10 protein-coding genes are annotated in these 11,359 nt (G+C 70.2%); 1 reads left to right on the top strand and 9 read right to left on the bottom strand.

Translation table 11 applies throughout. From position 1 onward, the window contains the following. Positions 1-2: 2 nt before the first annotated feature. Complete coding sequence (locus CEK69_RS05025; protein WP_152244242.1) at positions 3-3,212, top strand: CusA/CzcA family heavy metal efflux RND transporter; 3,210 nt, start codon at positions 3-5, stop codon at positions 3,210-3,212. A gap of 57 nt (positions 3,213-3,269) precedes the next feature. Here CEK69_RS05025 and CEK69_RS05020 read toward each other — a convergent pair whose 3' ends face one another. The 9 genes from CEK69_RS05020 to CEK69_RS04980 all read right to left on the bottom strand — a co-directional run bounded on the left by CEK69_RS05020 (position 3,270) and on the right by CEK69_RS04980 (position 11,340). Further along, positions 3,270-5,084: a DUF885 family protein gene (locus CEK69_RS05020; RefSeq protein WP_193313903.1), complete on the bottom strand. Its 1,815-nt coding sequence runs from the start codon at positions 5,082-5,084 to the stop codon at positions 3,270-3,272. A gap of 386 nt (positions 5,085-5,470) precedes the next feature. Then, positions 5,471-5,995: a transposase gene (locus CEK69_RS05015; RefSeq protein ID WP_226975043.1), complete on the bottom strand. Its 525-nt coding sequence runs from the start codon at positions 5,993-5,995 to the stop codon at positions 5,471-5,473. A 340-nt stretch (positions 5,996-6,335) separates the two neighbouring features. Next, complete coding sequence (locus CEK69_RS05010; RefSeq protein WP_152244240.1) at positions 6,336-6,677, bottom strand: lipid-A-disaccharide synthase N-terminal domain-containing protein; 342 nt, start codon at positions 6,675-6,677, stop codon at positions 6,336-6,338. 1 nt (position 6,678) lies between these two features. Beyond that, positions 6,679-7,401: a glycosyltransferase family 2 protein gene (locus CEK69_RS05005; RefSeq protein WP_010342743.1), complete on the bottom strand. Its 723-nt coding sequence runs from the start codon at positions 7,399-7,401 to the stop codon at positions 6,679-6,681. A gap of 86 nt (positions 7,402-7,487) precedes the next feature. After that, positions 7,488-8,453, bottom strand: a complete 966-nt coding sequence (locus CEK69_RS05000) for an NAD-dependent epimerase/dehydratase family protein (RefSeq protein ID WP_043093828.1) — start codon at positions 8,451-8,453, stop codon at positions 7,488-7,490. A 58-nt stretch (positions 8,454-8,511) separates the two neighbouring features. Then, positions 8,512-9,237 (bottom strand): suppressor of fused domain protein, encoded by a 726-nt coding sequence (locus CEK69_RS04995; RefSeq protein WP_152244238.1) that lies wholly within the window; start codon positions 9,235-9,237, stop codon positions 8,512-8,514. Between the two features lie 40 nt (positions 9,238-9,277). Then, positions 9,278-9,586: a helix-hairpin-helix domain-containing protein gene (locus tag CEK69_RS04990; protein WP_017917017.1), complete on the bottom strand. Its 309-nt coding sequence runs from the start codon at positions 9,584-9,586 to the stop codon at positions 9,278-9,280. Between the two features lie 36 nt (positions 9,587-9,622). Continuing rightward, positions 9,623-10,543, bottom strand: coding sequence for a ParB/RepB/Spo0J family partition protein (locus tag CEK69_RS04985; protein WP_017908742.1), 921 nt, complete (start codon positions 10,541-10,543; stop codon positions 9,623-9,625). After that, positions 10,543-11,340, bottom strand: a complete 798-nt coding sequence (locus tag CEK69_RS04980) for an AAA family ATPase (protein WP_017913880.1) — start codon at positions 11,338-11,340, stop codon at positions 10,543-10,545. Before CEK69_RS04980 ends, CEK69_RS04985 begins: the two co-directional genes overlap by 1 nt. Between the last annotated feature and the right edge of the window lie 19 nt (positions 11,341-11,359).

Here is an 11,359-nt window from a genome sequence, read left to right as displayed (position 1 = left end):
CCATGTTCAAGCTGATCATCGACACCGCCGTGCGCCACCGCTGGCTGGTGGTGGCGCTGGCCGCGCTGCTCGCCGCCGTGGGCCTGTTCCAGTTGGGCAGGCTGCCGATCGACGCGGTACCGGACATCACCAACCGCCAGGTGCAACTCAACACGGTGGCGCCGGCCCTGACCCCGGAGCAGATCGAGCGGCAGGTGACCTACCCGCTGGAAACCGCGCTGGCCGGCATCCCCGGCCTGACCGCGACCCGCTCGCTGTCGCGCAACGGCTTTTCGCAGGTCACCGCGATCTTCACCGATGCGACCGACCTCTACTTCGCGCGCCAGCAGGTGGCCGAACGCATGCGCGAGGCGGCCGAGGCGTTGCCCGACGGCGTGACGCCACGGCTGTCGCCGGTGACCACCGGCCTGGGCGAGGTACTGATGTGGACGGTGGACTTCACCGCGTTCGATCCGTCCCGGCTGGCCCGGCCGGGCGCGGCGGGCTGGCAGGCCGGCGCGGTCTATCGCACGCCGGAGGGCGAGCTGCTGCGCACACCGCAGGAGCGCGCCACCTATCTGCGCACCGTGCAGGACTGGATCATCGCGCCGCAGATGCGAGCCAGCCCGGGACTAGCCGGCGTCGATACGGTCGGCGGCTACGTCAAGGAATACGGCGTGCATCCGGACACTGCCAGGCTGGCCGCGCACGGCCTGGGCCTGGCCGACCTGGTCACCGCCCTGCAGCGCGCCAACGTGCAGGCCGGCGCCGGCTTCGTGCAGCGCGCCGGCGAAGGCCTGGTGGTGCGCGCAGACGGCCTGGCCCTGAGCGCCGACGATCTGGCGCAGGCGCCGGTGGCCATCCGCAACGGCATCGTGGTGCGCGTGGCCGACGTGGCCGAGGTCGCCTCCGGTCGCGCCCCGCGCCTGGGCGCGGCCAGCCGCAACGGCCACGAGGCGGTGCTGGGAACCGCGCTGATGCTCGCCGGCGGCAACAGCCGCACTGTGGCGCAGGCCGCGGCCGCGCGGCTGGCGCAGGTGAACGCGTCGCTGCCGCCTGACATCGTGGCGGCGCCGGTGCTGGACCGCAGCGTGCTGGTCAACGCGACCATCAAGACCGTGGCCAGGAACCTCACCGAGGGCGCGCTGCTGGTGGTGGTGATCCTGTTCCTGCTGCTGGGCAACCTGCGCGCGGCCGCGATCGCCGCGCTGGTGATTCCGCTGTCGTTCCTGTTCGCGGTGATCGGCATGCAGCGCTTCGGCATCAGCGGCAACCTGATGAGCCTGGGCGCGCTGGACTTCGGCATCCTGGTGGACGGCGCAGTGATCGTGGTCGAGTCGACCCTGCTCATGCTCGGCCAGCGTCGCGCCGCGCTGGGCCGCGGGTTGAGCGCCGCCGAGCGCCTGGGCGTGGCCGCCGAGGCGGCGCGCAAGATGGCGCGGCCGGCCGCCTTCGGCCAGTTGATCATCCTGCTGGTGTTCGCGCCGATCCTCACCCTGGAAGGCGTGGAGGGCAAGACGTTCCAGCCGATGGCGGCCACCTTCATGCTGGCCCTGGTCGGTGCGTTCCTGTTTTCCTTCACCTTCGTGCCGGCGATGGCCGCGCTGCTGGTGCGCGAGCCGACGCTGCAGGACGACGCGGCGCATGCGACCGACGACGCGCACGAAACGCGGCTGCTCCGCGCACTGCGCACGCGCATCGCGCCGGTGATCCGCACCGCCGTCGCGCATCCGCGCACGGTCGCCGCCGGCGCGGTGGCGATGCTGCTGGCGGGGATCGGCGCGTTCGCGATGCTGGGCCGCGAATTCATGCCGACGCTGGACGAAGGCAACGTGGCGATGCAGGCCCTGCGCGTGCCGTCCACCTCGCTGGAACAGTCGCTGGCGATGCAGCTGGCGCTGGAAAAAGCCATCGCCGCGCAGCCGGAAGTGGCAACGGTGTTCTCGCGGACCGGTACCGCCGAGGCGGCGATCGACCCGATGCCGACCAACATCTCCGACAGCGTCATCGTGCTCAAGCCGCGCAAGGACTGGCCCGATCCGGCGCTGGACAAGGAGCGACTGGTGGCCCGCCTGGAGGCGCTGGCGGGACAGCAGCTCGGCAACAGCTTCGAGTTCAGCCAACCGATCGAATTGCGCTTCAACGAACTAATCTCCGGCGTGCGCACCGACCTGGCGGTGATGATCTTCGGCGACGACTTCGGCCAGTTGCAGAAGGTGGCCGAGCAGGTCGCCTCGACGCTGCGCGCGGTGGAGGGCGCGGCCGACGTGCGGGTGGAGCAGATCTCCGGCCTGCCCACGCTCGACGTGACCATCGACCACATGGCGGCGGCACAGGTCGGGCTGAGCGCGGCGGATGTGAGCGACGCGCTGGCCACCGGCATCGGCGGCCGCGCCGCCGGCAAGATCTTCGAGGGCGACCGCCGCTTCGACGTGGTGGTGCGGATGGACGATGCCGCGCGCAACGATCCGGATCAGTTGGCCGCGCTGCCGATCGCCACGCCGACTGGGCAGGTGATTGCGCTGTCGTCGGTGGCGCGCATCGCCGTCAGCGAAGGGCCGAACCAGATCAGCCGCGACAACGGCAGCCGCCGCGTGGTGGTGCAGGCCAACGTGCGCGGCCGCGACCTGGGCGGCTTCGTCGGCGCGGCGCAGGCCGCGGTGGCCGACGTGCCGTTGCCGCCGGGCGCCTACCTGACCTGGGGCGGCCAGTTCGAGAACCTGCAGCGGGCCGAGCGGCGGCTGGCGACCGTGGTGCCGGTGGTGTTCCTGCTGATCGGCGGCCTGCTGTTCATGGCTCTGCGCAGCGTCAAGGAAGCGGTGCTGGTGTTCAGTTGCGTGCCGCTGGCGCTGGTCGGCGGCCTGCTGGCCCTGCTGCTGCGCGGCATGCCGTTCTCGGTGTCGGCCGCGGTGGGCTTCATCGCCGTCTCCGGCGTGGCCACCTTGAACGGCCTGGTGCTGATGCAGGCGATCCGCGAGCGCCTGGAGGCCGGCGACCTGCCGCTGCAGGCGGCGATCGACGGCGCGGGCAGCCGCATCCGCGCGGTGTTGACCACCGCGCTGGTCGCGATCGTCGGCTTCATTCCGATGGCGATCGCCAGCGGCTCCGGTGCGGAGGTGCAGAAACCGCTGGCGACGGTGGTGATCGGCGGGCTGATCACCGCCACCGCGCTGACCTTGCTGGTGTTGCCGACGTTCGCCGCACGCGTGGCCGGGCCGCGCCACGCCGGCTGATCCGGCGCTAGCCGGCGCCCTTCCCGCAGGAAACGGCGCCGGCCTGCGCGGCGGCGGTCAGGCCTTCTTCTTGCGTGCGGCGATGTAGGCGCGGATCTGCTGCTGCAGCACCGGCAGCGGCACCGAGCCCTGCTGCAGCACCGCGTCGTGGAAGGACTTGATGTCGAAGTCCGCGCCGAGTTCGCGCTCGGCCTCGGCGCGCAGGTCGAGGATGGTCAGCTCGCCGAGCTTGTAGCTCAGCGCCTGGCCCGGCCAGGAAATGTAGCGGTCGACCTCGGTGGTGACCTCGTGCTCGCTGAGCGCAGTGCGCTCGCGCAGGTAGGCCTGCGCCTGCGCGCGGGTCCAGCCCTTGTGGTGCACGCCGGTGTCGATCACCAGGCGGCAGGCGCGCCACATCTCGTAGCTGAGCCGGCCGAAGTCCTCGTAGGGCGTGGCGTAAATGCCCATCTCCTTGCCCAGCTTCTCGGTGTACAGCGCCCAGCCCTCGCCGTAGGCCGAGATGTAGTTCTCGCGGCGGAACGCCGGCTGCGCGCCCTGCTCCTCGGCCAGCGCACCCTGCAGCGAATGGCCCGGCGAGGATTCGTGCAGGGTCAGCGCCGGCAGGTTGTACAGCGGCCGCGACGGCAGGTCGTAGGTGTTGAGCCAGTAGGTGCCGACGCCGCCGCGGCCGGCGGTCCAGAACGGGGCGATGTCCGCCGGCACCGGCACGATGGTGAAGCGCCCGCGCGGCAGCGTGCCGATGAACTTGCCGACCTCGCCGTCCACGCGCTTGGCGATCCATGCGGCGCGATCGAGCAGCTCCTGCGGGGTCTTCACGTAGAACTGCGGATCGGTGCGCAGGAACTGCAGGAACGCCGGGAAGGTCTTCTGCCCGGCCGGCGCCTGGAAGCCGACCTGCTGGATGATCGCGTCCATCTCCTTCTGGATCCGCGCCACCTCGCGCAGGCCGAGCTGGTGGATCTGCTCGGGGTCCATGTCCAGCGTGGTGTACTCGCGGATCTGCTGCCGGTAGTAGGCCTTGCCGTCGGGCAGGGCTTCGGCCGCCAGCGTGGTGCGCGCCTGCGGCATGTACTCCTGGCGATAGAAGGTCAGCAGCTGCGCGTAGGCCGGGATCACCTTGTCGCGCAGCGTCGCCTGCGCCTGCGCGCGCAGTTGCGCCTGCTCGGCGGCGGGAATCTGCGCCGGCATCTGCTTGAACGGCGTGTACAGCACCGCGGCGGTCGGATCCTTCAGTTCGGCCACGGTGGCGATGGCGCCATCGCGGCCGTCGAGCACCGCGCGCGGCACGCTGAAGCCGCGCTTGAGCCCGGCGCGCATGTTGTCGGTCTGCTGCGCGAAGTAGCGCGGCACGTCCTCCAGCCGCGCGATGTAGGCGCGGTACTCGTCGGGCGTGCGCAGCGTGCGCCGGGCCATGAACGCCAGGTCCGACCAGAACGCGCTGTCGGAATTGAACGGCATCTCGTAGGCGCGCAGGCGCACCGACGCGGCCAGGTTCTCCACCTGCGGCCGGTACACCGCCAGGTTGACCTGGTTCTCGGGCGAAAGCTGGGTCGCATCGAGCGTGTCCAGCTGCCGCAGCACGTCCTCCCACACCTTCAGGCGCGCCGCCTGCGCCGCCGCGCCGACGTCGGGCAGATGGGTGTTGTCGCCGCTGCTGTCGCTGTCCTCGTCGGCCTGGCCGAGCTGCGCCTGGCGCCAGGCCCACTCCTTCTCGTAGATGGCCTGGAACCGCGCATCGGCGGCGCTGGCATTGGCCGTGGCCGGCGCTGCGCTGGACGACGCCGACGACGGCGGTGCGGCCAGTGCGGGTGCGGCCACGGCAAAAGCGAGCAGCAGGGAAACGGCCAGCGGGGTCTTGGCGAGCATCGGCATGGGCGGCACACGGCGGGAACGGATCGTCGATGATCGCATCACCGCCCGGCCTGGCGGGTGGGCCGGAAGTCCTGTGTGGGGCGATGCAGGGAACGGAAACGCACCTCGCAGCGGTTGTACCGGGCTGCAACTCAGGAACTGCATCGCTGGCCTAGCTATAGCTGTAGCTGTAGCTCTGGCTGGATGCGGCTGCTGCCGCTACCGCTGCCGCTGCCGCTGCCGCTGCGCAGGATGGCGTCCCATTGTGGGAGGGACTTCAGTCCCGATGCGCGGTCGCTCCGCCTGCGACAGCATCCAGCAGCAACTGCAGCCATTACAGCGGTCGCAGGCCTGCTGGTGCCGACATGACCATGCGACCGCAAGCCTCACCGTCGGTCTGCACGGCATCACGCCGTCGCACTTGCACCCGAGCATGATGCCGCGCACGGCGCGGTAGCGGCCGGACACAGCCAAACCGCATCCCAGTACGGGTAGTCGCCGACGCGGCGCACCAGCCCTGCGCGCAACGGGTCGGCGACGAGGTAGCGCGCTGCCGGCAGCAACTGCCGCGCGTCGCGCAGTGCACGATCGTGGAACCCCTCCATCCACACGGCGCCGCCGCGGCCCCGCGCATGATTGGCCGCCCTGGCGGCGCGGCCCTTGGCGTCGCGCATGACGGTTGGCAGAGCAGCACCGCGCTCGAGCATGACCAGCCCATGCCAGTGATCGGGCATCAGCACCCAGCACAGAAGCTGCGCGCCGGCCCAGGTATCGGCATGGCCCAGGCAGGACGCGGCTGCCCACGCGCAGCGCCAGTCCTCGAACAGGCGCTGGCGCTGCGAGGTGACTGTGGTGACCAGATAGATGCGCCCGGTCTCGCTCCAGCGTCCTGCACGCAGCGCGCGGTAACCTCGGGGAGTTCTGCTGTGCATGACGCCAGGGTTGCAGGGCGGATCATGCGGGACGATCGGGAATCGACCGGTACAGGCGTGGGGAAACTCACAGGCGTGGCGTCAGAAAGCCGGTGCTCGCTGCTGTGTGAAGCAGTGGGCGGCACTCCCGCGACCTGGAAGATTCACGCGTCGGGACTGAAGTCCCTCCCACATGTGGAGCCTTGGCGTCATCGGCGGCAATGACGGTAGAACCACTGAGGTGTGGAAGATGCGCGCGTCGGGACTGAAGTCCCTGCCACAGTGGCGGGTCGCGATCGGAGAGTGTTACGCGCCGCCTGCGATCATGCGCCGCCTGCAATCGCGCGCAGCGGCACCGCGCTCAATGCGTCGCGCGGTCGCGGTGCCAGCCGCGGTGCTTGATGTCCAGGTACAGGCTGTAGAAGGCGGTGAAGGCGGGGAACAGGTTCTGCAGCACGCCCACCGAGTCCTGCTTGGCCGAGAACATGAAGTAGCTCAGCGTCATCAGGCTGCCGATCACGCTCATGTACCAGAACAGGCGCGGGATCACCGGCTTGCCGGCGCGCTTGGAGGCGACGAACTGCACCAGCCAGCGGCCGCCGAACATCAGCGCGCCGACGTAGCCGATCAGCTTCCAGCCGGTGACGTGCAGCCCGGTCCAGTACAGCGCCTGGATCGGTTCGTTTAGGAAATGCGCGTCCATCTCAGCGCTCCTGCACCGCGGTGCGGCGGCTGCGCGCGATCAGCCAGGCCACGCCGCGCAGATCGCGGATGCCGACCAGGGCGCGGTTGAGGTTGTTGTACTTGGACACGCCGGAGGTGCGGTGGCGGTGATTGACCGGCACACTCAGGGTCTGCCAGCCGGCCCGCTGCATCAGCGCGGGCAGATAGCGGTGCATGTGGTCGAAGTAAGGCAGGTCCAGGAATGCCTCGCGCTCGAACAGCTTGATGCCGCAGCCGGTGTCCGGGGTGTCGTCGCGCAGCATGCGTGCGCGGATCGCGTTGGCCCACTTCGACGCCCAGCGCTTGCTGCCCGAATCCTGCCGCGACACCCGCCAGCCGGCGAACAGCTTGACCAGCGGCTCGGCGGCCTGGCGCGCGGCCAGCAGCTTGGGGATGTCGGCCGGATCGTTCTGGCCGTCGCCGTCCAGGGTGGCGATCCACAGCCCGCGCGCAGCCTTGACGCCGTTGCGCACTGCGGTGCTCTGCCCGCTCTGGCTGACATGGTGCAGCACGCGCAGCTCCGGCGTGGACGCCTTCAGCCCTTCGAGCACCGCCAGGGTGTCGTCGCGCGAATGGTCGTCGACGTAGACGATCTCGAAATCGATCGTGCCGCGCAGCGCGGCGACGATCTCGGCGACCAGCGGCGGCACGTTGTCGCGCTCGTTGAACACCGGGACGACGACGGAGAGGGAAAGCTGGCTCATGGATTCGGCAAGGCTGGGCGCGGGGCGCGCGTGGGGGAAAAAGCGGCAGGCATTGTGCCGCGAACCGATGATCCGCGGATGAAGCGTCAGGCGGCGGCGCCGAAATACTCCCGGCACCAGGCCACCACCTGCGGCAGGCCGACCTCGATCGGGGTACTCGGATCGAAGCCGAACGCGGCCTGGGCCCGCGCAGTATCGGCCATCGTCTCGATCATGTCGCCCGGCTGCATCGGCCGATACTGTTTCTCGGCGCTGCGCCCGGCGGCGTCCTCGATCACCGCGATGAAGCGCTCCAGTTCCACCGGAGTGTGATTGCCGAGGTTGAACACGCGATGCGGCACCGGCTCGCTGGAGGGGTGATCGAGCGCGCCGAGCACGCCGGCGACGATGTCGGCGACGAAGGTGAAGTCGCGGCGCATGCGGCCGTGGTTGAACACCTCGATCGGGCGCCCGGCCAGCACCGCGCGGCTGAACAGCAGCGGCGCCATGTCCGGACGGCCCCAGGGGCCGTACACGGTGAAGAAGCGCAGCCCGGTGGCGCGCAGGCCGTACAGCTGCGCATAGGTGTGCGCCATCAGCTCGTTGGCGGCCTTGGTCGCCGCGTACAGCGAGCGCGGCTGGTCGATGCGCTGGTCCTCGGAGAACGGCGGCGTCGCCGAATCGCCGTACACCGAGCTGCTGGAGGCATAGACCAGATGCTCCACGCCGCGGTGCCGGCACAGCTCCAGCATGTTGACGAAGCCGACCAGGTTGCTGTCGACGTAGGCGTAGGGGTTCTGCAGCGAATAGCGCACCCCGGCCTGCGCGGCCAGGTGCACCACGCGGGTCGGCTGCACCTCGTCGAACAGCGCGGCCAGGCCGTCGCGGTCGGTCAGGTCCAGGGTGCGGATGTCCGCGTTCGCGCACAGCGCGGCGACGCGGTCGCGCTTGAGCTGCGGGTCGTAGTAGTCGTTGTAGTTGTCCAGGCCCACCACCAGTTGCCCGGCGGCGCGCAGCGCACGGACGGTGTGGGCACCGATGAAGCCGGCGGCGCCGGTGACGAGGATGGGCATGGCGAAAGTCCTGGAAAGCGTGGAACGGCGTGCGCGGTGTGTGGATCGGAACGGCAGGTCAGAACAGCCCGAAGCGCTTGCGGGCGACATTGGGCCGGGCGGGATCGATCACGTCCTGCAGGCCCTTGGCGTCGAAGCGGTCCATCAGCGCCTCGGCGCCCTTCTTCAGCTTGAGCGCCATTTCTTCCGGATACAGCGGCACCAGGGTCATGAACACGATGGTCTTGTCGGCATCGACGACCAGTTCCCCAAACGCCTCGGGCGTGCTCACCGGCGGCAGCACGATCGCCCCGTCGAAGCCGATGCCGGGCGCGTACGGTTCGGCCGGGTGGCCGTTGGGCACGGTGTGGCCGAAGCCCAGCCAGGTGTCGTACTTGTGCGGCAGCCGCGCCAGGGTCTTGAGCAGGCGCAGCGGCCAGTAATGGCGCTCATCCTGGAAATCGTCCTGGGTGATCGGCCAGTCGGGCGGCAGGGTCAGCATCAGCTCCATGAAGCGCGGTGCCCCCACGCCCTCGGGCACGGCCATCGGCAGGTCGCTCATCCCCGAGGTGACCAGCCGCAGATACGGCACCTCGTCGGTGGCGGGCACCACGTGCACATCCAGGTGCACGGTGTCGGAGATGATCTCGTGCAGCACGCCGGCGACCGACCCCAGGTGGCGTTCGATGTGCGCACCGATCTGCTCCAGGCAGGACTCGCCGCGCGCCAGCGCGAACGGTTTTTCCTCGCGATGCTGCAGGATCGGGCTGCCGCCCGGGCTGATCTGCGTGTCCTCGTTGCTCATGCAATGCTCCGGTTGCTGGCCAGCGCCGCGGCGCGCGGCCTCAGCGCAGGGTCAGCGGCGCGTCCTTGGCCAGCGCCGCCTTGCGCTCCTTGCTGAATTCCCACCACGGGCGCGGCGTCTCGCCCTGCATGAAGCGCACGATCGACAGGAACACGTCGATCACGCAGTGGTCGTGCATCACCCCGGTGCGCAGACACAGCTGTGCGTACATGTCGTAGGGATCGCGGCCCTGCAGATGCGCCGGCACGCGGATGCCGATCAGGCGCAGGTCCTTCTCGCAGGCCGGCCCGACGTTGGGCAGGTCGGTCAGGCGCAGCAGGTGGTGACGGTCGACCTTGCTGGGATGCATGGCGAAGGTGGTCCTGGCGGACGCGGGCGGCGGCGCTCAGGCCTGCCGCGGGCGCAGTTTCTCGAGCACGCCGTCCAGCGTGTCCAGGTCGGTGTAGTGGATCACCAGCTTGCCCTTGCCGCCGCGGCCATGGGCGATGGACACCTTGGTGCCCAGCGACTCGGACAGCTCGGTCTCCAGCGAGGCGATGTCGGCCTGCGGCGCGGTACGCGCCGGCTTGGCCTTGCGGTTGCTCGGCACCTTGCCGGCAGCGAACTGCTGCGCACGGTGCTCGACCTCGCGCACCGACCAGCCCTGGTCGGCGGCGTCGGAGGCCAGGCGGCTGGCCAGCTCCGGCGACAGCGTCAGCAGCGCGCGCGCATGGCCCATCTCCAGGCGCCGCGCTTCCAGCAGCGCGCGGATCGCCGGCGGCAGTTCCAGCAGGCGCAGCAGGTTGGACACCGACGCGCGCGAGCGGCCCACCGCCTCGGCGGCCTCGGCGTGGGTCAGCGAGAACTCGTCGATCAGCCGCTGCAGCGCCTGCGCCTCTTCCAGCGGGTTGAGATCCTCGCGCTGGATGTTCTCGATCAGCGCCATGGCGATGACGGTGCGATCGTCCAGCTCGCGCACCACCACCGGCACCTCGCTGAGGCCGGCCAGTTGCGAGGCGCGCCAGCGGCGTTCGCCAGCGACGATCTCGAAACTGCCCGGCGCCAGTTCGCGGGCGACGATCGGCTGGATCACGCCCTGCGCCTTGATCGACTCGGCCAGCTCCTGCAGCTTGGCCTCGTCCATCTCCTGGCGCGGCTGGTACTTGCCCGGCTGCAGCTGCCCGACCGGCAGGCGGCGCAGGCTCTCGCCCGGCTGCAGCTCGGCGGTCGGCGCCGGCGCGGCCGCGCCCTTCGGCCCCAGCAGCGCTTCCAGGCCACGGCCGAGGCCGCGCTTCTTCGCTCCGAGGGCGGGGGGCTTGGCGCTCATCAGATGGTCTCCATGGCCGGCATCGGCCGATTGCGTTCGTTGCGGCGGCGCACGATCTCACCGGCCAGTCCCAGGTAGGCGACGCCGCCGCGCGAGGTGCGGTCGTAGCCGACGATGCTCTGGCCATGGCTGGGCGCCTCGGCCAGGCGCACGTTGCGCGGCACGATGGTGCGGAACACCTTGTCGCCGAAGTGGTTGGTCAGCTCCGCCGACACCGCGTTGGCCAGGTTGTTGCGCACGTCGAACATGGTGCGCAGCACGCCTTCGATCTCCAGCGCCGGGTTCAGCTCGGCGCGCAGCGCCTCGATGGTCTCCAGCAGCGCGGTCAGCCCCTCGAGCGCGTAGTACTCGCACTGCATCGGCACGATCACCGAGTCGGCGGCGGTCAACGCGTTCAGGGTCAGCAGCGACAGCGCGGGCGGGCAGTCGATCAGGATGAAGTCGTAGGCCTCGCGCAGCGGCGCCAATGCGGTCTTCAGCCGCTGCTCGCGCGCCGGCTGGTCCATCAGCTGGATCTCGGCGGCGGTGAGATCGATATTGCCCGGCAGCAGGTCGAAGCCTTCTGGCGCGGTCACCCGGATCTGTTCGGCGCTGCTCTCGCCGAGCAGCACGTCGCAGGTGGAGGCGGCCAGCTCGCGCTTGTCGATGCCGCTGCCCATCGTCGCATTGCCCTGCGAGTCCAGGTCCACCAGCAGCACGCGCTGCGACTGCCGCGCCAGCGACGCGGCCAGGTTGACCGCGGTGGTGGTCTTGCCGACGCCGCCCTTCTGGTTGGCGATGGCGATGATGCGGGCCATGCGGGAGCCTCGTCGGCGA

This window comes from Xanthomonas sp. LMG 12462 (genome assembly GCF_009192885.1).
GTDB lineage: Bacteria > Pseudomonadota > Gammaproteobacteria > Xanthomonadales > Xanthomonadaceae > Xanthomonas_A > Xanthomonas_A sontii.
Note: the sequence above shows the minus strand (reverse complement) of the source record. Positions and strands in the feature narration are given on the sequence as shown.

Bases quoted from the DNA above. Each gene is read 5' to 3' on its own strand.
- CEK69_RS04995 (WP_152244238.1), bottom strand. From the start codon at position 9,237: ATGAGCAACGAGGACACGCAGATCAGCCCGGGCGGCAGCCCGATCCTG.
- CEK69_RS04985 (WP_017908742.1), bottom strand. From the start codon at position 10,543: ATGAGCGCCAAGCCCCCCGCCCTCGGAGCGAAGAAGCGCGGCCTCGGC.
- CEK69_RS04980 (WP_017913880.1), bottom strand. From the start codon at position 11,340: ATGGCCCGCATCATCGCCATCGCCAACCAGAAGGGCGGCGTCGGCAAG.
- CEK69_RS05015 (WP_226975043.1), bottom strand. From the start codon at position 5,995: ATGCACAGCAGAACTCCCCGAGGTTACCGCGCGCTGCGTGCAGGACGC.
- CEK69_RS05005 (WP_010342743.1), bottom strand. From the start codon at position 7,401: ATGAGCCAGCTTTCCCTCTCCGTCGTCGTCCCGGTGTTCAACGAGCGC.
- CEK69_RS05000 (WP_043093828.1), bottom strand. From the start codon at position 8,453: ATGCCCATCCTCGTCACCGGCGCCGCCGGCTTCATCGGTGCCCACACC.
- CEK69_RS05025 (WP_152244242.1), top strand. From the start codon at position 3: ATGTTCAAGCTGATCATCGACACCGCCGTGCGCCACCGCTGGCTGGTG.
- CEK69_RS04990 (WP_017917017.1), bottom strand. From the start codon at position 9,586: ATGCATCCCAGCAAGGTCGACCGTCACCACCTGCTGCGCCTGACCGAC.
- CEK69_RS05020 (WP_193313903.1), bottom strand. From the start codon at position 5,084: ATGCCGATGCTCGCCAAGACCCCGCTGGCCGTTTCCCTGCTGCTCGCT.
- CEK69_RS05010 (WP_152244240.1), bottom strand. From the start codon at position 6,677: ATGGACGCGCATTTCCTAAACGAACCGATCCAGGCGCTGTACTGGACC.